At 37.1% G+C, this 20,850-nt stretch carries 24 protein-coding genes and 2 pseudogenes; 19 read left to right on the plus strand and 7 right to left on the minus strand.

The features are described 5' to 3' along the window. Window positions 1–66: 66 nt before the first annotated feature. Both tnpB and EGS71_RS13515 read right to left on the minus strand, forming a co-directional pair. Window positions 67–402 (minus strand): IS66 family insertion sequence element accessory protein TnpB, encoded by a 336-nt coding sequence (gene tnpB / locus EGS71_RS13510; protein ID WP_000619347.1) that lies wholly within the window; start codon window positions 400–402, stop codon window positions 67–69. Then, window positions 399–782, minus strand: coding sequence for a transposase (locus EGS71_RS13515; RefSeq protein WP_001055589.1), 384 nt, complete (start codon window positions 780–782; stop codon window positions 399–401). The genes tnpB and EGS71_RS13515 overlap by 4 nt, the downstream gene beginning before the upstream one ends. 221 nt (window positions 783–1,003) lie before the next feature. Here EGS71_RS13515 and EGS71_RS13520 point away from each other — a divergent pair, with 221 nt between their 5' ends. From EGS71_RS13520 to EGS71_RS13545, 6 genes are all read left to right on the plus strand, one after another. Further along, window positions 1,004–1,585 (plus strand): hypothetical protein, encoded by a 582-nt coding sequence (locus EGS71_RS13520; RefSeq protein WP_227508939.1) that lies wholly within the window; start codon window positions 1,004–1,006, stop codon window positions 1,583–1,585. 529 nt (window positions 1,586–2,114) lie between these two features. Further along, window positions 2,115–2,954, plus strand: a complete 840-nt coding sequence (locus EGS71_RS13525; RefSeq protein WP_000243495.1) for a GTPase domain-containing protein — start codon at window positions 2,115–2,117, stop codon at window positions 2,952–2,954. Beyond that, complete coding sequence (locus tag EGS71_RS13530; RefSeq protein WP_000580364.1) at window positions 2,938–3,471, plus strand: hypothetical protein; 534 nt, start codon at window positions 2,938–2,940, stop codon at window positions 3,469–3,471. Before EGS71_RS13525 ends, EGS71_RS13530 begins: the two co-directional genes overlap by 17 nt. Before the next feature lie 391 nt (window positions 3,472–3,862). Next, window positions 3,863–3,997: a zinc ribbon-containing protein gene (locus tag EGS71_RS22560; RefSeq protein WP_001983336.1), complete on the plus strand. Its 135-nt coding sequence runs from the start codon at window positions 3,863–3,865 to the stop codon at window positions 3,995–3,997. 123 nt (window positions 3,998–4,120) lie between these two features. Beyond that, window positions 4,121–4,696 carry a DUF4126 domain-containing protein gene (locus EGS71_RS13540; RefSeq protein WP_000447800.1) on the plus strand — a complete coding sequence of 192 codons (576 nt, stop codon included), beginning with the start codon at window positions 4,121–4,123 and terminating at the stop codon, window positions 4,694–4,696. Between the two features lie 394 nt (window positions 4,697–5,090). After that, the gene (locus EGS71_RS13545) at window positions 5,091–5,600 is read left to right on the plus strand and encodes a GNAT family N-acetyltransferase (RefSeq protein WP_000217638.1); all 510 of its coding nucleotides are present in this window, start codon (window positions 5,091–5,093) and stop codon (window positions 5,598–5,600) included. Between the two features lie 363 nt (window positions 5,601–5,963). Here the strand turns inward: EGS71_RS13545 and EGS71_RS13550 are convergent, their stop codons facing one another. After that, window positions 5,964–6,248, minus strand: coding sequence for a hypothetical protein (locus tag EGS71_RS13550; protein WP_002009400.1), 285 nt, complete (start codon window positions 6,246–6,248; stop codon window positions 5,964–5,966). Window positions 6,249–6,926: 678 nt separating this feature from the next. Here EGS71_RS13550 and EGS71_RS13555 point away from each other — a divergent pair. Continuing rightward, window positions 6,927–8,153, plus strand: coding sequence for a beta-ketoacyl synthase N-terminal-like domain-containing protein (locus EGS71_RS13555; protein WP_000442895.1), 1,227 nt, complete (start codon window positions 6,927–6,929; stop codon window positions 8,151–8,153). A gap of 9 nt (window positions 8,154–8,162) precedes the next feature. Here the strand turns inward: EGS71_RS13555 and EGS71_RS13560 are convergent, their stop codons facing one another. Further along, window positions 8,163–8,855: a tetratricopeptide repeat protein gene (locus tag EGS71_RS13560; protein WP_000694318.1), complete on the minus strand. Its 693-nt coding sequence runs from the start codon at window positions 8,853–8,855 to the stop codon at window positions 8,163–8,165. A 260-nt stretch (window positions 8,856–9,115) separates the two neighbouring features. Here EGS71_RS13560 and EGS71_RS13565 point away from each other — a divergent pair. Then, window positions 9,116–10,732 (plus strand): annotated as a pseudogene (locus EGS71_RS13565) (type VI secretion system Vgr family protein); the annotation flags it as partial. A 74-nt stretch (window positions 10,733–10,806) separates the two neighbouring features. Here EGS71_RS13565 and istB read toward each other — a convergent pair. Then, window positions 10,807–11,580 carry an IS21-like element ISEc57 family helper ATPase IstB gene (istB, locus tag EGS71_RS13570; protein ID WP_001053381.1) on the minus strand — a complete coding sequence of 258 codons (774 nt, stop codon included), beginning with the start codon at window positions 11,578–11,580 and terminating at the stop codon, window positions 10,807–10,809. After that, window positions 11,580–12,605 carry an IS21-like element ISEc57 family transposase gene (istA, locus tag EGS71_RS13575; RefSeq protein ID WP_002009888.1) on the minus strand — a complete coding sequence of 342 codons (1,026 nt, stop codon included), beginning with the start codon at window positions 12,603–12,605 and terminating at the stop codon, window positions 11,580–11,582. The genes istB and istA overlap by 1 nt, the downstream gene beginning before the upstream one ends. Window positions 12,606–12,693: 88 nt before the next feature. Between istA and EGS71_RS13580 the strand changes: the two are divergent. From EGS71_RS13580 to EGS71_RS13605, 6 genes and pseudogenes are all read left to right on the plus strand, one after another. Beyond that, window positions 12,694–13,842, plus strand: a pseudogene (locus EGS71_RS13580) (DUF2345 domain-containing protein); the annotation flags it as partial. Between the two features lies 1 nt (window position 13,843). Beyond that, a complete protein-coding gene (locus tag EGS71_RS13585) occupies window positions 13,844–14,674 on the plus strand; it encodes a triacylglycerol lipase (protein ID WP_000370900.1) in 831 nt (276 codons plus the stop codon). After that, window positions 14,671–15,159 (plus strand): hypothetical protein, encoded by a 489-nt coding sequence (locus tag EGS71_RS13590; protein WP_000873301.1) that lies wholly within the window; start codon window positions 14,671–14,673, stop codon window positions 15,157–15,159. Before EGS71_RS13585 ends, EGS71_RS13590 begins: the two co-directional genes overlap by 4 nt. 8 nt (window positions 15,160–15,167) lie before the next feature. Continuing rightward, the gene (locus tag EGS71_RS13595) at window positions 15,168–15,578 is read left to right on the plus strand and encodes a hypothetical protein (protein ID WP_000714238.1); all 411 of its coding nucleotides are present in this window, start codon (window positions 15,168–15,170) and stop codon (window positions 15,576–15,578) included. Continuing rightward, on the plus strand, window positions 15,532–15,954 hold the full coding sequence (locus EGS71_RS13600; protein ID WP_000056184.1) for a hypothetical protein: 423 nt from the start codon (window positions 15,532–15,534) through the stop codon (window positions 15,952–15,954). Before EGS71_RS13595 ends, EGS71_RS13600 begins: the two co-directional genes overlap by 47 nt. Window positions 15,955–15,999: 45 nt before the next feature. Beyond that, the gene (locus tag EGS71_RS13605) at window positions 16,000–16,476 is read left to right on the plus strand and encodes a hypothetical protein (RefSeq protein WP_000739893.1); all 477 of its coding nucleotides are present in this window, start codon (window positions 16,000–16,002) and stop codon (window positions 16,474–16,476) included. Window positions 16,477–16,564: 88 nt separating this feature from the next. On the opposite strand, the gene EGS71_RS13610 is transcribed toward EGS71_RS13605, so the two are convergent. Next, entirely contained in the window at window positions 16,565–17,266 is a 702-nt protein-coding gene (locus tag EGS71_RS13610; protein WP_001063519.1) for an SDR family NAD(P)-dependent oxidoreductase, read from the minus strand. Window positions 17,267–17,874: 608 nt separating this feature from the next. Here EGS71_RS13610 and EGS71_RS13615 point away from each other — a divergent pair. From EGS71_RS13615 to EGS71_RS13635, 5 genes are all read left to right on the plus strand, one after another. Further along, window positions 17,875–18,378, plus strand: coding sequence for a DUF2867 domain-containing protein (locus EGS71_RS13615; RefSeq protein ID WP_001040075.1), 504 nt, complete (start codon window positions 17,875–17,877; stop codon window positions 18,376–18,378). Between the two features lie 78 nt (window positions 18,379–18,456). After that, window positions 18,457–19,158 (plus strand): DUF1003 domain-containing protein, encoded by a 702-nt coding sequence (locus EGS71_RS13620; protein WP_000428567.1) that lies wholly within the window; start codon window positions 18,457–18,459, stop codon window positions 19,156–19,158. A gap of 111 nt (window positions 19,159–19,269) precedes the next feature. After that, window positions 19,270–19,935, plus strand: a complete 666-nt coding sequence (locus EGS71_RS13625; protein WP_001130507.1) for an RluA family pseudouridine synthase — start codon at window positions 19,270–19,272, stop codon at window positions 19,933–19,935. A gap of 110 nt (window positions 19,936–20,045) precedes the next feature. Next, complete coding sequence (locus EGS71_RS13630) at window positions 20,046–20,420, plus strand: ribonuclease E inhibitor RraB (RefSeq protein WP_001078193.1); 375 nt, start codon at window positions 20,046–20,048, stop codon at window positions 20,418–20,420. Between the two features lie 28 nt (window positions 20,421–20,448). Next, on the plus strand, window positions 20,449–20,829 hold the full coding sequence (locus EGS71_RS13635; RefSeq protein ID WP_000059273.1) for a nuclear transport factor 2 family protein: 381 nt from the start codon (window positions 20,449–20,451) through the stop codon (window positions 20,827–20,829). Window positions 20,830–20,850 lie beyond the last annotated feature (21 nt).

Consider the following 20,850-nt stretch of genomic DNA (forward strand, 5'->3'; position numbering starts at 1 on the left):
TATGCCTGAGGTCATGAAGAGAATGAAATAGAACGTTTGGAGGATGGCAGAATGGTCGAGCTTGGTTTAGAGCATATTCACCACTTGCTGCAATCCAATTCTCTGCCAGGGCAAACCTTGGATTAATGCCTGTAACTGTTCCGGGCTGAGGGCCACGGTTTCACCTTGGTGAACTTGAGCCCAGTGAAATTTACCCTGTTCCAAACGCCGGGCACACAGCCAGATGCCCAGTCCATCATGTACCAACACTTTCATACGATGACCACGTTTATTACAGAACAGGTAGGCGCAATGCGGTTTGATGTAGCCAAAGGCTCTCACCACCTGAGCCATGACAGTATCCATTCCTGCTCGCATATCCATGGGCTGGGTAGAGAGCCAAATTTCATTGATACGGATCATGTTGCCAGTGCCTTGAGTAATTCTGCCAAGGCAGGTATTTCTGATGTCTGCCATTTTAGCTGAATATCATTATTCGTATGAGGCACGGTGATACACAACGTGATCCTCTCATCAATAGGTTGGCTGATTGCAGCAGTGTAAGGCAAAGCAATAAATGCTGGATTCACATGAGTAGGATCCTGCACGGCACCCTCATGATGGCTGAAGATCCTGATCCAACGACTGACAAGGTTGGCATTAATACTATGTTGCAGTGCGACCGAAGCGATCGAGGTATTAGGATTTTTACAGGCATTGACAATACTGAGTTTGAATTCTTTGCTGTATGTTCTGCGTTTTTTAGCAACAGGAGGTGTTGCTGAATATATATCCATGTTCATGGATTAAGTCCCCACTTGTTTTTAGGTGGGAACTAAATTAAGGCTTATAGGACCGCTTGGTAAGGCTGTGTTAGCCGGATGCTTACATAGAAAAAGATAATAACTTAGATGCAAATTTTTTAGACCATAGGGTTGCAACTTATAAGGCTATTGTAGGTTTAGTACCTGGATTTGGTTCTATCCTTTCAGAAGTTGTAGGCGCTATTATTCCTGACCAGCGAATGGATAGATTAGTACAATATATAAAATTATTGGATGAAAAAGTTCAAAAAATTGATAGTAATTTATTAGAAAATGCTAAACAGAATGAATTGGCTATAGATCTAATTGAAGAGGGATTTGTTCAGGCATCCAGATCACTGTCTAACGAAAGAAGAGAATATATTGCAAACATAGTAGCAAATGGTATATCAGATGAAGAAAAAAATTATGCAGATAGTAAGTATGTTTTAAGATTATTAGGCGAGCTTAATGATCAAGAAGTGATTTGGTTGCGTTTCTTTTTAGAGCCAACAATTAATGGCGATGAAGAATTTCGACAAAAGCATCAAAACGTTATTGAGCCAGTTAAAACATATATTGGTGTCGATGATAATATTTTAGAGAAGAGAGATATTCAGGAAAGCTATAAATCGCATTTAGAAAGGCTAGGATTGATTAAATCGAAATATCGAATTGATAGAAAAACAGGATTGCCTCAATTTGATCAACAGGGGATGCCAAAGATTTCTCATAGATTTATTACTCCCCTTGGAAAGTTAATGCTAAAAAGAATTGGTCTTATAAATTCAGCGAATACATAAGTTATTACATAAAAAAGCCCGACATCCTGTCGGACTTTTTCGTATTTGGTTGCTAGATATGACTCCTGCCGTATCTCACGCTCCTGATGCATGAACCTATTATTGTTGTTTTGTGTTCTGGAACATTCTGTTCCTGTATGGACTCATCATAGGAAAAAGCTGGGAGTCGCCAATCCGCAAAATCCCTAAATCTATGTAAGATAAATCGTACAAATAACATTTTTTGCATTTATACCATTATTATTGAGTAAATAAAAAATTAACCCTTATTCTAACTTCACCATATTCCTATTTATCAGATTAACTTGGTGAGTAGGGAGATATTACCGCTTAATTTTAAAATTGAACATATATTATAGATTTTTTTGAAAGATTTTCTAGGTAACCAAGTGGTTGAATGGCCTGATTAAAAAAATCATTATTACTCAAAATATTATTTTAAGGATAGGGTTTTTAGTAGTTATGTTATAAAATAAGTTATTGTGAATGTTAATTTTTACGAAATTTTAAGCTTTAATTTGTTTAACGGGTGGTTTTGTTGAATATTAAAAATAGGAAGTGGAAAGATTTCCCAAAAAATTTTTGGGAGAATTTTACTGGTCTAAGTATAATTTTGACAGTTATAGGATTTATTTTAGGTGTAGGTGGCTGGAAGTTAGATGAAGGGTGGGTACAATATTTTGGAGTATTAAGTATAATTTCAGGAATATTTCTAACAATTAGATTATCATGGCCTGAGCCTGTCTTGCAGCTTAAAGAATTAGTTGGAAAAAAGCTAACTTTAGAAGAGGTAAATTCTATCTATCCAATTCCATTTTTATTAGGTGTTGTTGGAACCACAAAATCTGGAAAAACAACTTTTTTAAATCAAGCTTTAAGAGCCTCCACTCAGACGAATAGGACAAATATCATTTATGGTGAAGTCTTATCAGTCCCTAGAAAATATGATAATTATTTTATTGTAATAGATGGTGATGGAGCTAAATTAAAACAGCAATTTGAAATTATTAATAAAGTTGATTATTTATTGGTTTTTTTAGACCATAATATGAGTCATACAAAAAAGCAACTAAATACTCATAGATTACGTGAGCATGAAAATTTTTTTGAACATTTAAAGGGATATTTATCAGAGCATAAAAAAATAAAAAAAATTCATTTAGTTTTAAATAAGCAAGATTTATGGGATAGTAGTGCAAAGAAAAAACAGCTTTGTGATTGGCTTGAAACAAAAGTTCAAGATTGTATTGATAGTTTGAATATTGAGGTTTCCTACTCATTTCATAGTAATTTGAATTCGGCATCCGTTAATGAACTAATTAATAATATTTCTCAAGAGGTTGTGAGTGCAAATGATAGGAAGAAATGATCAGAATATTTTAATTGTAGAGTCACCTATTGAATTTGTGTTAATTGGCACTTTCCATAACAGAAGAGTTGTTTTAGCGAAGTCCAGTAGTGCTCAAATTGACTTACTATCGGCAAGAATAAAGGAGCGCTCAAAACAATCATTCTATAATCAATTTTTTAAGTTTAAAATTGAAAAAAAGCCTTTAATAGTTGAGTCAGTTTATGTTAGAAAATCAGGGATGGATCGTTATGATAATATAGAATTTGTATGGAGGGGATTAGCAACAAAAAATAATATTGATTTTTTAAATGAAATTTTAAATAATAATGTTTCTTATATATATACTGGTATTAATAATTATCAGAAAGTTGAGTTGGATTGGATTATTGCTGAGTTAGTATTTTTTGCTAATGAGTTTAATAATAAAAGATATCAAGTACTCTCTAATATTAATATCTTTATGTATTTTTTTGCATTTTTATATTTTTGTATTTTTATTTATATTTGGGTTTTTAAATTTAGAATCGGTTTTTAAAAAATTACCGCTAACCACCTCATGGTAGTATATAGATAACTAAAATTTAGTAACTTTAACCTTATATAGGAATATAAAAAAAGCCCGACATCCTGTCGGGCTTTTTCGTATTTGGTTGCTAGATATGACTCCTGTCGTATCTCACGATCCTGATGCATGAACCTATTATTGTTGTTTTATGTTCCGGAACATCCTGTTCCTGTATGAGTTCATCTTAGAAAAAAAGCAGGGGACAGCCAATCCGCTAAATCCCTAAATCTGTGTAAGATAAATCGTACAAATAACATTTTTTGCATTTATGCCATCATCATCGGGCGAAATGGACAATTGACATTCACTTTAAGTGGGTTATATTCCTGTTTAATATATATACGATTATAGGAATGTAATCATGGTAACAGCTGGCGAAAAACCCGGAACAGGCTTCTATTTCTGTGCTCAGTGCGGTCATAGAGTGTTTTTAGAAATTAATACCGACCCTTTACCACCTTGCACGAAATGCTACTGCACGCAATTTAAACGTTAAGAATGAAATAATATTTGCGTTCGCATTTAACAAAAAGCCCTGTCACCAGATGGGGCTTTTTGTTAATTTAAAAATAAGACTTACATAACAAGACCCGTGATGGGCATAAAGAAGGAAACCGTTATGGAAACGATATTGGGTTTATGTATTGGTGTGGGCCTGAGCGCTGCCTGCGGTTTTCGCGTGTTTGTACCGCTATTGGTTATGAGCATTGCCACCATGATGGGCTGGTTTGAGCCATCAAAAGGCTTTGAGTGGTTAGCTCTGCCATCGGTGTGTTTGGCTTTAGGTGTGGCAACGGTGTGTGAAGTCGCAGCTTACTATATCCCGTGGGTCGATAATGCCTTAGACACAGTCGCAACCCCTGCGGCGATGATCGCGGGTACGTTAGCGACAATGGCGGTCAGTAGTGGAGAAATGTCTCAGTTTGCCAGTTGGGCAGCAGCCATTATTGTTGGTGGTGGTACGGCAGGTGTGGTGCAAATGAGTACCGTTGCTGCACGTGGTGTTTCAACTGCAACCACGGGTGGCTTGGGTAATTTTATCGTTGCGACAGGGGAGTGGATTGGAGCAATCTTACTTTCAGTTTCGGCTATGCTGGTGCCTGCGCTTGTTGCAATAGTGGTACTGATTGCGGTTATTTGGGTGGTGCGTTGGATTCGCCATAAAAAGCAAGAACAGGCGCATACCCCGCTATAGGTGGTGTAAATATCATTTTTAAATGACCATAAAAAAAGCCCGACATCCTGTCGGGCTTTCTTGTATTTGGTGATTAGATATGACTCCTGTCGTATCTCACGCTCCTGGTGCTTGAACGTATTATTGTTGTTTTATGTTCCGGAACATCCTGTTCCTGTATGAGTTCATATTAGGAAAAAAGCAGAGTGTCGCCAATCCGCAAAATCCTTAAAAGTTTGTAGGATAAAACGTACATTAGAAATGTGGTGTGGGGTATTTTGTAGTTGTGATAGTTGAGTGACTTCACTTTTATATCTAACCATTTAGAGTCGAGAGAAGAATAAGAGTTGTTATTGATAACAATATGTTATGTTTAAGTTTGATTGTAAAAAGAACAATTTTTCGGGAGAAATAAATGACCGTTATGTTGGTAAAACCTCATTTAAAGTTTAAAGAAAGCTATAACAACTATATTAATGAATTAGCAGATGAAGATCGCCACCCTTTGACAACAGAGTTTGACCATACAGATTTTGAAAGTTTTTTGAATAAACTAAGAGATTATGAAAAAGGGGAGTCCCTAGAAGAAGGGCATGTTCCTAACATTACATATTGGTTAGTAGAAGATAATGAAGTTATTGGTGCATCTAACTTGCGCCTTAAACTCAATGAACAGATTGAATATTGTGGTGGGCATATTGGTTTAGGTATTCGTCCCTCTAAGCGTGGACAGAATTTTGGCTCGAAATTGTTGGAACTTACAATTCAGGAAGCATGGAAACTAGGCTTAACAGAGTTATATATACATTGCTATAAATCTAATTTAGCTTCTGCAAAAACCATTCAAGCAAACAATGGCCGCCTTCATTCTGAAATTACTCTCGATCAAGTGGTTCAAAGATATGTGGTGTATAAAACCCTATAAAAATTTTCTTTTAGATTATTTTTAAATAAGCATAAAAAAGCCCGACATCCTGTCGGGCTTTTTCGTATTTGGTGATTAGATATGACTCCTGTCGTATCTCACGCTCCTGGTGCTTGAACGTATTATTGTTGTTTTATGTTCCGGAACATCCTGTTCCTGTATGACTTCATATTAGGAAAAAAAGAGAGTATCGCCAATCCGCAAAATCCTTAAAAGTTTGTAGGATAAAACGTACAAGATTGCCTTTTATATATCTTATCTTGAATTAGGCTTAGGCCCCTATGCCGCAACAGACTTTAATTTTTTGCGCTGATTTAAACTAATAAACCATTGCGACACAGAGATAAAGAGCTAAGCCAACGCTTAGCCCAGACTACTTCTGTCACACCGCTGCATGGTGCTTAAAAAAGTAGGGGCAAAGTCCCCTGGGAGAACAGGACTTTGCAAACTGACATGTTCTAGACGCTGCATGAGCTTTGGAGAGTAGGTTTGTTCGAGTCGTTGGTAAATACATTCGCAACTGGTCTTGCTATGCCCACTCGACAGGCAAATTTTTTCAAATTCTTGCTGAGTGTGGAGGTTACAGCCTGAAATACCCAAGCTCACTAGAACAAAACTTAAAGCCAAAAAGGGTTTATAAATTGTCATATTATTCTCATAATGAGTTGTATCTATGAGTAGAATAAAAATATAATCTGTTTAAAAATTAAAATAATTTTTTAGGTAATAATTAATCCTCCCATGCATACAGGAAAATAAAATAATTAAAATTTTAAAATAAAAAATAATTTATAAATTTAAAAAATAGGGCTTAAAAAACCAAATTTTAAATCAATAAAATAGTTAAATAAGAGAGAAAATGAGTTTGAAAAGTGGCATAGTCAACTCCTTAAAAAATGGAGTCCTACCACCAAATCACCGCGAATTAATTAGGGTGGTAGAACGAAAGGGGGTTGACAGACTGGAGCTCATAGACCCAGCACGCACAGGGCGTCCCCCTCCCGTCCTACCGCAAAGAAAGGGGACGCAAGGGTCTAACGAATTATAGTAGAACTACAATCCGCTATGAGCTTACGGTCTGTCAAAACCGTCTGGCAATGTAGGCCAGCAACGGAATAATAATCGGTGATTTTAAATACGTCAATTTAATATTTAAAATATTTTTAATTTAATAATAAAACTAAATAGATTTTAAAATAAAAATATTATTATTAACTTTTTATTTATATTTGATGAGAAAAAATAATAAATATAGAAATATTTTGCCAGTTCCAAAAAAGAACTTGATTGTTAAGATCTATTTTTGTCGTTTTTATAGAGATAAGAATGGAACGAGTTGTCATCACAGGTATGGGAATTAATTCTTGTATTGGAAATACATTAGAGAAAGTAACCGAGTCCTTAAAAGCAGGCCGCTCTGGCATTCGCTATAACGAAGTCTATGCAAAACTAAACTTTCGAAGTCATGTGAGCGCCACTGCCGAAATGAATTTTGAAAATATTGATCCAGAATTAAAAAAACATATGGGCGTTTGCGCGATGTATGCCTATAACTCGGCACTCGATGCGCTACAACATGCCAAGCTTGATGTAACTGACATTGCCAACAACTCAAAATATGGAGTGATTGGGGGAACAGGGGGCACCTCAACAGCATCTATCATCGACATGCTGCATACCCTAAAAGAAAAAGGCACAAGTGAGGTATCACCCGATTTAGCACCACGCTACCTCACCAGCACCATTAGCTCTAACTTATCACGCGCTTTCAATCTAAAAGGCGTATCCCAATCGATCGCAAGTGCCTGCGCGACTTCAGCCGACGCAATTGGCTATGCATATCACCTTATTGCCGCTGGCAAACAGGATCTCATGCTGGCAGGTGGCGGCGAAGAAGACCATTGGTCCCAAACCGCAATATTCGATGCGATGGGTGCATTATGTTCTAAATATAATGACGCACCAGAAACGGCTTCACGCCCATATTCTGTCGATAACGATGGCTTTGTGATCGCTGGCGGCGGTGGCATGGTGGTTTTGGAGTCTTTAAGCCATGCCCAAAAGCGCGGAGCAAAAATTTTGGCCGAAGTGGTTGGGTACGCTGCCAATAGTGATGGTGTCGATATGGTAGCCCCGAGCGGTGAAGGTGCGACCCGGTGCATTAAACTGGCACTCGCAGAAGCCAAGCAAAACGGTTCAGACACCATCGACTATATCAACACGCATGGCACTTCAACGCCAGCAGGGGACATTCCCGAACTATTGGCCATAGAGCGAGCTTTTGGTGGCGAAAAAGTACCGCCGCTCAGTTCGACCAAGTCTATGACTGGGCATTGTTTGGGGGCCGCAGGGGTACACGAAGCTATTTATTCTATTTTAATGCTGCAAAATAACTTTATTGCGCCGAGTATTAATATTACCGAACTGCGCGAAGAAGCTAAAAAGTTCGATATTGTTCAAACGAGCCGAGAAACCGAACTAAAAACAGTCATGAGTAATAGCTTTGGTTTTGGTGGGGTAAATACTTGTCTGGTTTTTAGAAAGTGGGAATGACTGCCTTATTTAATCTAAACTTTTAAGCATTTCTTTCGCATCCGAATCACCTGCATCGGCAGCTTGCTGGAACCATTTCTTTGCCAGTTGTAGGTTTTTCGGCGTGCCTTCACCATTTAAATACATCTGGGCCAAGTTGTACTGGGCATCGCTTTCATTATGCTCAGCCGCTTTGGTGTACCACTTAAGGGCTTGCTCATCGCTTTGAGCGACGCCGTGACCTTTTTTATATAGATGAGCTAAATTATATTCTGCGGGCGGATAGCCTTGCTCTGCAGCACGACTATACCATTCAAAAGCCTGCTCATAATTTTGCGCAGTTCCTTCACCTCTGTCATATAACACCCCTAAGTTATATTGCGCTTTGGCATGGCCCTTATCCGCAGCTTTAGCAAAATATTCAAAAGCGCGTTTCATGTCTTTTTCTACGCCTGTACCCGTGAAATACATCATTCCTAAACTATATTTTGCCCCCACGCTGCCATTTTGGTCAGCGGCAGTTAACCATTTAAAAGCTTGTTCATAGTTTTTAACAACACCTTGTTCACCAGTTAAAAGCATGATGCCAAGATGATATTGCGCAATCGGTTGTCCTTGCTGTGCACGATATTGAACATCAGCAACACTCGGCTCAGCAAATGCTGAAGAATGAAGCGAAAAAATCATGGTAAATATATAAAAAGCAGACTTTTTTATTTTCATATCTCATCCTGAATTTTATTAATCTTAAAATTTAATTTCTTGGTATATGTTTGATTTTTATTTGAAAAATTTAATAATATCTCCATGATTTATAGTACTTTAAAATGATCGAATTTTACGGTTTAAATACCTATTTAATAAGAAATTAACGTAAAACTGCATATTTAGACTAGTTACATTTTGAAAATGAGTATAGATAGACAGATTAGTCTTTTTTTAATTAAAATATGGCTTAAATATAAGTTTGATTGATAATAAAAATGCAGATGAGTGTGTCGAGTATATTGGAACGTTTAGGCCTTGTTTCACAAAATCGTGCTGTTCATATCCAATTCTCAAATCAGTCTTTAAATCAGCAAGTCTTCTTACAACGTATTGAAGGCGAACATACGCTTAATCAGGGCAGCGTTGCTGAGTTATTGTGTCTGTCGACGAACGCCCATATTGCATTAAAACAGTTTATTGGCTGTCAGGTTGCCGTCGATCAGGTCACCGATACAGGCCAGTTTTTTAGAACGACAGGTATTATTACCGAAGCCAGCCAAGGGCAAAGCGACGGCTCACTCACTATTTATAATTTAACTTTAAAAGACCCAACTGCACTCTGGCATAAGCGCCGTAATAGCCGCGTGTTTATGAATAAAAGCGTGCGCGATATTAGTGAAATTCTATTTAAGGAATGGCAAGGCAAAAGTCCGTTATTTGCCTCAAGTATAACGCTCGATACATCCGGCTTAACTAAAGACTACGATGTGCGTCCATTTGTGATGCAGTCAAATGAAAGCGATTATGACTTTTTAACTCGTTTGTGGCGTAGTGAAGGTATTAACTGGCTGGTCGATGAGTCACAGCTTTTTATCGTTGACCCAAATGCTTCTATTCAGCCACAAGTCTTACGTCTAATTGACGATAACCAAAATTATCAGGCACTTGAACGCCGTAGCATCCGCTATCAACGCAGCAGTGCGACAGAACAGTTCGATACCATTACCCAAGTCAAAGCTGAGCGTCGTTTACAACCAACCTCGGTTCATGTGCAACGCTGGCAAGCCGATGCTTTGCAACAAGAAGAAGGTAGCGGCAGCGTACAAGGCACCCAAAAGCACAGCGAACACTATGACAATGCAAGCCTGAACCTTGAAGATGCATGGCATGTTAGCCCAGCGTGGATGCAGGATTTAAACGGGGAAGATCAAGCCACAGCTTCAGGCAATAGCCAGATTGAACAACTTAACCAGCACATCAATGCTTACCATCACTTGAGTTCTAAACAGTTTACCGTTGCAGGGAATGTCCGTGATGCACAGGTAGGTTACTGGTTTGAACTCAATGACCACCCAGAACTTGACCAACATGACAGTGCTGATAAAGAGTTCTTAATCTTAAGCAAACACTACTATAACCAGAATAATTTACCGAAAGAATTACAACAGCAACTTGAGCGCTTATTACCACAAGGCAAACTCAAGGCAGCCCAACTCGACAGTCAAAACCCTGAGCAGCGCCACTTTGCTGAGCTGAATGTCGTTCGTCGTAACATCAAAGCTGTGCCTGAATATAACCCGCTAGAGCACCGACCAGCCGCTCACCCACAGCGCGCTAGAGTGGTGGGTTTAGAGGGTGAAAGCATTCATGTCGACCAGTGGGGACGCATTAAAGTCCGTTTCCTGTTTACCCGAGCTGATGACCACAGTCATGATGGTGGAGCAGGAAGTAACGACAATGACACTGACTCCGCTTGGGTCGATGTGCTGACCCCATGGGCGGGTGCAGGTTATGGCGCACGCTTCTTGCCACGTGTTGGTGAAATTGTTGTCATCGATTTCTTTGACGGTAATGTTGACCGCCCGTTTGTGGTGGGGCGTATTCATGAAGCTGTGTCAACGGCAATTTAAAACTGACCCCTTTTACCTTAAAACAGCAAAGTAAAATTGACCCCTTTGATGATTTATTAAGACTCAATTTGTGGTTGAATTCCTACTCTCTTTTTATCTTTTAGACGATAACTTTCCCCAGATATTTGTACAACATGACAATGATGTAATAAACGATCCAACATTGCTGCTGTCAAAGTAACATCATCTGCGAATGATTTAGACCACTGGCTAAATGGTAAATTACTGGTCAAAATCGTACTGCCTTTTTCATAGCGCTTGGCAATAACATTAAAAAATAAATTTGCTTCTTCACGACCAAATGGTAAATATCCTATTTCATCGATAATCAATAACTTTGGAGCAAGTACAACACGTTGCATGTAGTTTTTTAATTTACCTTGTTGATAAGCTAGGCTAAGTTGCAACATTAAATCAGCTGCAGTAATAAACTTAGTCTTAATATTATTCATAATTGCCTTATAGCCTAAAGCCATTGATAGATGTGTTTTCCCAACACCACTTGCACCAATAAATACAACATTTTCAGCTCTTGGAATAAAGCTTAAATTAAATAGTTCAAGCAACTGCGACTTTGGAGCACCTAAAGCATAATTAAAATCATAAGCCTCCAACGTTTTGATTTGAGTAAGACCTGAAAGTTGTAAAAGAATCTGTTGACTACGTTGCTGCTTGGCTGTGTATTCATGTAATAGCATAGCTTCAACGAAATCTGCATAACTGCCATCCTTTGCTAAGGTTTGTTGTGCATGATGTGACCATTGTGATGCCACTGTTTGTAGACCAAGCTGACGGCAAAGCTGTTCAATACGCTCATACTGTAAATTCATTAAGAAACCTCCAGTAATTCATCATAGATTGATAAGGGGTGTTGAACACTCTCATGAGGTATGAGTGATGATGGGCTAACATCATCAATTACAGATTTTTTAGAACCATCATTAAATAAAGGTAATGAAGAAAAATATTGTTGTTCTTCAAGCAAACGAGTACTTGGTTTTTCTTTAGTTGTTGCATGAATGCGTTGATTTGCTGTTTCACTAAGCCATCGACCAATATAGGCATTTGCCATATCAACATCTAAGCTAAGGTCAACCACCTTTAAACTTGCTTTTAATGGCACGATAAAACTTGATTTCAAATAACTATTAAAGCGTTCTACTTTACCTTTTGTTTGCGCACGATATGGCTTACAAACACGTGGTCGGAAGTTATATTTCTTAGCACAATCAAGTAATTTAGCATTCCAGCGATGTTGACCATCTTGATAAGCATCACGTTCAATCATAATGGCCTTAGCATTATCAAATAATACATCTTTAGGAACACCACCAAAGAACTGAAAAGCACTTTCTAAGCCATCAATCCATGCATCAGAACGTTCATGATCATAAAACTTAACAAAGGTTGCTCTAGAGTATCCCAAAGTTGCAACAAATGCTTTTAATGTGGTGTGATGACGTCGAATTTTTGTGAAATCAACCTGCATTTGTTGACCTGGTTGAGTCTCAAATCGCTTAATCGGCTCTGGTTGTTTAGTTGGCTTTAATGTATTGAGATAATTTTGTAGTGTTCTAATTTTCCCCGTGTAGCCTTTTTGCAAGATTTCTTGATACAACACTGCAGCCGGTATCCATTCTGGATCGGCGGCATTTACACGTTTGATTAAATACGGTTTATAAGGCTCAAGAATACTCACTTTAGATTGTGTTCGTTGATATTTAGGTGTTACTTGAGATCGTAAATATTTACGCACAGTATTTCTAGAAATACCGAGTTCGCGGCTAATTGCCTTAATAGATTGACCTTGTTGATGAAGTATTTGGATTGTCACTGCTTGCTCCAAAGTTAACATGTTGAGCAGTCCAAAAAGACCACTATATTAACCAAGGGGGTCAATTTTCAAATGCTGTTGGGGGGTCATTTTTACATTGCCGCTAACAGCTGAGCGCCACCCAACCCAGTTCGACCAGAAAGGTCAGCTACCTGACACCAAAAAACTCAGCGGCATTCGTTCAGAAGAAGTCGACGGTAAGGGCTTTAACCAGCTCCGTTTTGATGATACCACAGGGCAAATCAGTGCCCAGCTACAAAGTAGCCATGCCGCAAGCCAATTAAACCTCGGTAACTTAAGCCATCCAAAAGACAAGGCAGAAAGCGATGGTCGTGGGGAAGGTTTTGAACTCAGAACTGACCAGTGGGGTGCGGTTCGAGCCGGCAGTGGTTTACTCGTTAGTACCCACAAACAGGATCAAGCACAAGGTGTACACCTTGATGCAAGCGAGGCCAAGCAACAAATCGAAGGCGGCCTCAATAATGCCAAGGCACTCAGTGAAGTTGCTAAAAATCAGCAAACTGATCCATTGGAAATGCTTGAGAACTTAAAAACGTTCATAGAGCAAATTGAAGAGAAAGATCAAGACAAAGCTGCTGCTTTTAAGCAAGCTTTGATGATATTAACTGCGCCTAACAGTATTGCTCTAGCCAGTAACGAAGACATTCACTTAAGTGCAGATGGTCAGCTCAACCAAACTGCCGGAGATAGCATCAATCTGTCTACTCAAAAGAACTTGATTGCACATGCCCAAAATAAGATTAGCCTTTTTGCAGCGCAACAAGGGGCAAGACTGTATGCAGGCAAAGGTAAAGTCGAAATACAGGCGCAAGGCGATGGAGCTGATTTAATTGCCCGTAAAGCTGTTCAGGTGATTTCGACTGAAGACAAAATCGAAGCGACCGCAGCCAAAGAAATTGTTCTCACCGCAGGCGGCTCTCAAGTCAAAATTACTGGATCGGGTATTTTTATGACCACGAGCGGCAAGTTTGAGGTGAAGGCTGGACAGCATTTGTTTATGGGGGGCGGGAGTGTGAATAGTTCATTACCGTATCTACCAGAACAAGGAAAACAAAAATATGGTGTATGGTTTGATGTAATGGATAAACAAGGAAATAAACTAAAACCTGGTACGGAATATATTATTTTTGATGAACATGATAAAGAAATTGAGCGCGGTAAGTTAGATCGAACTGGCTTGGTTAAGTTAGAAACTGAAGAGCCGAATAAGCAATATAAAATACATGTGGTAAATTGAAATGGATAATGTAATAGATGCCAATAAAGATATAAAAAAACAAGCGACTGAATTGTTAAAAAAAGCACATGGAAAAGTAAGTAATGTGCCGCCAGTAATTCCAGTTAAGTTAACAACTTATACTCATAGTTTAACAATCTTCATTGGAGGGGCAGCTGATAAGTATGTATTTACACCCGGAGATGTTCCTGTCGGGTGGGGGGATTTTAGACCTATTGGCCCAACATACTTTGTTGGAAACTATGTTAATAATTATTTTGCAACTATAAAAGGTGGCAGTAAAAATGCATTTGTTAAATATTATGGGTATGAAGAGGCATATGTATCTGATACAAGAGAGTTAACAGTAAATACAAATAAGGATAAAAAATTAAATGCTTTCAATGATGTAAAAAATTTTTTAAAAACCTATCCTCAAACACAAGTAAATATTGTTGGTCATAGTTTAGGTGGTTGGAATGCAGCTGGATTAGCTGAAATATTGCATAAGAATAATATTTGTAAGGTTAACGTGCTGGTAACTATTGATCCAGTGGGAGAAATATTATCTAAAATTGGTTTGGGATCTAGAACTAGTATCTATTATAGTAGACCAAAGCCAGTATTTAATCTTTGGATTAGTATAAGTTGTGACCCTAAAAGTTATGAGTGGAACAATGATTTGATTGCAGATTTAGGTGGGCAATGGAGTAGTTATCCCTCTAGTAATAGTTCCTATTACTATGTAACAAGGTATAGCCATGCAGATTTCAGATTAATGATGCAAGAGAAAATTGTTAATAATTTAAGTGTGCAGGATATTTTGTCAAAAGAGTTGAGTAGAATAAAATGAAATATTTTTTATTAACATTGCTTTCTATAACATTGTCAGCATGTAATCCTTTTATAAATAATGAGAAAGCATCTAACAATAATGCAGAGATTAAGAGTTTAACTTACTCACGTCTGGATGGTATGAGTGGTGATATTTTTAAATTTAATTTAGAAACAAATGATGATTTAAATAAGATTTATCAAGAGAATAATTATAAATATTCACATTTTAAGTGCGATAATATTAAAAATTACTTTGTGACAGGAGCTATTTCAGTCGAGGGAGAGAAGTTAAAAAAAGGAAAATATACTTCATCTGGGTACTTCAAAGTCTGCGAAGATGAATCCATGAATGTATGTATCGATAAGAATCAATTGGAAAAATTGTTAACTAGCAATATGTCTTGTAGAGTAGTTTTTGGGGGTTTATTACAAAGTAGTAAAGTTGTAGCAGATAATATTTTAATATCCAAAGAAGCTATAAGAAAATCCAATTTCCAATAGAGTTTTAAATGAAAAAATTTCTTTACCTATTAGGGCTAATTTTTTTAAGTGGATGTAGTGAAAAAATTTCAAATTTCACAATAGAACATACTAGGAAAAGTAATGAAAAATTAAACTTTGCTACGAAAATTGAAGATAAGGAAGTTTTAAATAAAATAAAAGAATCTTCATCAAAAAAAATTGTTTGCAAAAATACTGCTAATAACAATCAAATGTTGGATGCTTATATAGATAAGATTGAAAATAACAAAATTGATGTATCTGTAGAATTTTGCTCAAATTATGATAATAGAAGCTGCGAGCCTATAAATATCAGTTCACTTAAAAAAATTAATTTAGAATGCCAAGCAATTTTCTCTGCAATGATTGGTAATGTCTCTAAATCAGAAAAATTTCCAATTGTATGGGAAGAAAAATAATTTGTTTAGAAATCTAAAACTTGACTTGATAACTTTAGGTCTTCCCTTGTTACTTATGGCAGGGTGTGGTCACGAATATACAATTGAGCCTGAAAGACTTCCAGTAGCCTATGTAGGTAAGGCATATAACCAGCAATTAAACATATCAGGTGGTAGAGTGATACCATATTCTTTTGAAGTTGAAACTAATTTCCCTAGTGATATGAATATCTCTATTAGCCCAATAGATGAACATGAAGCGGATGCTTATAATAATTTAAAAATTTCTGGAGTTCCAAAGTATAAGGGAACTTTTACAATTCATATATATGCGGGTTTTTATGCTACTGGGGATGGGAAGTTAGATAAGACCTATGAATTTATTGTAAATGAATAAGATATTTAACCATATGATTTTATTTGGTTTAAATAAGAGATAAGTATGAAAAAGAATTTATTAATTACCATACTAATTTTACTTTTCATCATACAGTCCTTAATAAACTATTACTTCTGGAAAAGTACAAAAGTACCAGAAATTCATGTTTTAGAAAAACCTTTAAAGATATATTCGTTTGAAGGTAAATATTCGAAAAATAGCACTTTGCCAGAATATTATATTTTGCCAGAAGGTACTGTTTTATATGATGATAGTGACTCTTTGAACAGAAGAGTTATGGTTTATTTCAATTTACAAGGTGTAGATTTTAAATTCGAAGAACAAGACCCAGATATCTTAAAACAACCTAGTGAAGTCAGTGGTATAAGGTCGAAGGACTTGCCTGATTTACTAAAAGAAATTCCTCTGACTAAAAAAGATATTTATTTAATTATTAAACATGATGAACGTATAAAAGACTCTGTGCGTTCAATTTTATTCAAAGAATACAAAATTGATACTTCAGAGTATGAAAAATAATTAAATATTTCTGGGGCATAGAAACATAAAATTAAAAAAGTTCAGAGAAGCGTAATTAATTACGCTTCTCCTCTCATAAGAAAATTATTTAAGCAGCTTGAATGGCTTCACCACAAAAGGAGACAGTCTCTTGTTTATGCTGGTGTAAATACCAGAACTGCCCCGCAATCGTTTCAGGATGTACCGTGTAGGTCTTATCTTGTGCTCCAGATGTCCCATCAACGAAACCATTCACAATTACTTGGCTCACGTAAACATTTGAGTCAGCAAGACTATGAGCAAGTAAATTTGTGGTTTTATATTGAGCGGCAGCGGTAGTTGCTAAGGATGAGTACTCTTTAGCCACCAAGTCGATACCCACTGCATCGAAAGCAAAAATTCCGTTTGTCGATAAAATGCTACCGTGGTTCTTCTCTAAATCACCTAAACAAGCCTGTACCGTCGCAATATAGCTCGAAACGCGAATATGAAAGCTTTTGGTAAGTTCTAGTGGAGGGGTTTCTAAAATATTGCCTTCAATATCATGGAAAGCATTCCAATGAATATTTTTAATCTCTCCTAATTGATCTTTAATACGTTTAATAAGATTTGGTATATCTTCAAGAACAGCTAAATCACATGCAAAAGCGTAAGCTTCAATACCTTGTGCTTTAAGTTCTAGAATAGCCTTTTCAAGTTTTTGGGCGTTTCGTGCCACTAACCCGATTTTATAGCCTTCTTTACCAAACTTATGTGCTACGGCTTTGGAAATACCTGTTCCATAACCAAAAATTATAATATTGTTGTTCATTATAAAGTTCCAAAAAACCAATCATTTGGTTAGAAATAATTTATAATATGTTTTTATAATGTATTCAAGCGCAAAAGTTATCTCTAAGAATAATGCCCAAAGAATAAAAATGCTTAAAAGTGGAGATTAGGGAGTCAGCTTTACATGAGTTATTGGGCTAAACATGCGCGGTTGAACGAACTTCCAATTTGGCTTAAAAATTTATCTTGGTAAAATAAACCGAAAAATACAAATAAAGTGGAATTTAAATTTAACTAATTATGTGTAAATGGGAATAAATTCTTTTAAATTGGCTTAATGTTGTAAAAATTCCCAAAAATACTAAAAATTCGCTTTTCTTAGAAAAACAATCCCGCAGGGTGCTGGCTAAACTATATCTCAAGGGTGTGATAGGGATCGAAAAGAGTAGCATGCACCAAAACGTATAACGTTAGTGTGTACTCACCCAAAAGGTCTCGATTCGGCTTAGGACGCTATAGATCAAAAGTTTATAGGCACAAGGTTATAACTTACAAAGTTATGATTGTTGAAGTAAACCATAGATGTTTTCCCTTGACACCCTAAAAAATTCTCTATAATAAAAACGATACTTTACAAGAATATAATTTATGAATAAGCCTTATCTTTCTGCTTTACCTATCGATAGTCAAATCTCATCTCAATTGAACAATGCCTACTTCCAGGACTCGTGGAGCATTGTGCTTGGTCAACCTGATCTAAGTGTATTTGAGCAGCTTATTAAGCTATTTCAGCACACTCCGCAGTGGATAGAGTGGAGCATGAATATGCGTAATAAAATTACTTCAAAGATTGGGCTTAAAGATTTAGGAAGTTTTAAGCAGATTGATACTCATAAAAAAGAAAATGAGTATGTGGCAGGCGACCGAATTGGAATTTTTACTTTTTTGCAGCGTACCGAAAATGAATTAGTGATTGGAGACGATGACAAGCACTTAAATGTGACTTTATCTATTTATAAAAATGAAGATACCCAAGTGCTTACCGTAACTACAATAGTGCATATTAAAAATTGGCTTGGGCGATTGTATATGCTACCTGTAATTCCTGCCCATCGAAAAATCGTACCAGCGACTTTACAGATTTTAGGTTAGAGCGCTATTTTTATTTACGATGCGATCAATCAAAATCGTTTATATACTAATCTTATGATCAATTGCGAGCTGGATAATATGGAGAATAAAAATCAGTGTCGCCAATGCGCCGTATGTAGAAAGAGCTTTCCTTTAAAAGATTTAGTATCGGGTGAAGTCATCCGTAACGTGATTAGTGATGAAATTTTAAAAGACCATCCAGATTGGAGTTACTCAAGCTTTATTTGTCGGGCCGATCTGGCAGATTATCGAATTAAATATGTGCAGTCCCTATTACGCTCGGAAAAGGGTGAGTTATCTAACCTAGAAAATGAAGTAATTGGCAGTATGCAACGGCATGAATTAATTAGCCGAAATACAGAGTCAGATTTTGATCAAAACTGGACGTTTGGAGAAAAACTGGCAGATAAAATCGCATCATTTGGTGGGAGTTGGGCTTTTCTCATTTGTTTTGCTTTATTTTTAACGGGGTGGATTGTTTTAAATACGGTTGTGATGGTGGTCCGTCCCGTCGACCCTTACCCTTTTATTTTGCTGAATTTAGTGTTGTCATGTTTAGCTGCAATTCAGGCACCTATTATTATGATGAGTCAAAACCGCCAAGAAGCAAAAGACCGTTTGCGTTCGCAACATGACTATCAAATTAATTTAAAAGCCGAGCTTGAAATTCGCCATTTACATGAAAAAATGGACCATCTTTTATCACATCAGTGGGAAAGGCTTGCACATATTCAAGAAATTCAGCTCGATCTTTTAGCTGAAATGAATAAAAAACGATAAAGATTTTCCGAGTTTCACGTGGAACATGAGTAAAGCGCTATAGATTATTTTGCGGTAGGTCTGAAATTTCTTTATGATTTGCCGCCATGCTCCATTGCTGCTTCTACGACCATGCCTTTAAACGACAACTTTGTTTATGCTCCACCACAAGATCCGCTTTCAATTTTATTTGAAGATGACGATTTAATTGTGGTTGATAAACCTGCGGGTTTGTTGTCGGTCATGGGTCGGTTACCTGAACATCATGACAGTGCGTATTTAAGGGTATTGGAAAAGTTCCCTTTAGCAAAGGTTACGCACCGTTTAGATATGGCAACCTCAGGTTTACTTATGTTTGCCAAACATCGCGATGCAGAAGTTGCGGTAAGTAAAATGTTTCAGGCCAGAACAGTCAAAAAACATTATATTGCTTTGGTGCAAGGCCAAGTAAAACAAGAGGGCAGTGTTGAAGTTCCACTCATTACTGACTGGGAAAATCGCCCAAGACAAATTGTACATTTTGAATTAGGTAAACATGCTAAAACCTTGTTTCAACCATTGGTTTATGATGCAACAACAGATCAAAGTCGTGTGTTGCTGGAACCTGTGACAGGGCGTTCGCACCAGTTACGTGTACATATGATGCATATTGGGCATCCGATTATGGGGGACAAGTTATATCATCCTGAACCTAAACGGTTTCATTTGAATCGTATGGCTTTACACGCTGCATATCTTGCTTTTCAACATCCTTTGAAGGGAACAGATGTGGTGATTGAGTCACAAGTGCCTTTTTAAAAAATTAAAATTTGATGCAATTCGCAACTGAATACATATCCAAACTGCAATAAAAGTCGGTTATTCTTAATGCCGAATAATACAAATAGAGCAACAACAAGGACAATCTAATGAACCGCGATTACGAACAATTTCCAGATGATGATAACGGCAATGTACTTTGGCAAATGGTTGAAGACGGGGATGATTTAACCGAGCTTCATGAAATTGAATTTTCAATTGCATTTCAAGATCAACAAAATGCAGAGCAATGCGCGATGCATTTACTCTATCAAGAGCAAAAAATTTCTCTTTTCCAAGATGATTCTGTTGAACCGAATGAATGGATCATTACCATCTTTGTTACGATGGAACCAGAGTATTCAGATATTGTTGATCTGGAGCAGTGGTTTTCAACAATCGCTGAGCAATTTAACGGCGAATATGATGGATGGGGCTGTATGGCTTATGTCTTCGACGAAGAAGAAGATGACATTTTACAATAAAGCCTAAATATAGCCGGGAGGTTCTATAATGAGCTTATCTCAAAAAGAAATTGCGGTACGTTTTTTAGAGCTTGCTGCCGCTGGCGAGGTCGATGAAGCCTACGGCAATTACACCGCTCCAAACTTTAAGCATCACAATCCTTATTATGCTGGTGATAAGACTTCTTTGAAGGAAGGGATGCGTGAAAGTGCAGTTGAAACTCCAAACAAAGTTCTTGAAGTTCAGCATGTCATTGAAGATGGCGCTTTAGTTGCAGTACATTCGAAACTGGAAATGCAAATGAATAACAAGCTAACAATTTTAGCTGTGGTTCATATATGCCGTTTTGAAAATGGAAAAATTGCGGAGTTTTGGGATATTGGGCAAATACAGCCTGATCCACTCGTTAATGAAAATGGTATGTTTTAGTGAAAAGCCCGAAACCATTCG

Source organism: Acinetobacter sp. FDAARGOS_559, from assembly GCF_003940475.1.
GTDB lineage: Bacteria > Pseudomonadota > Gammaproteobacteria > Pseudomonadales > Moraxellaceae > Acinetobacter > Acinetobacter baumannii.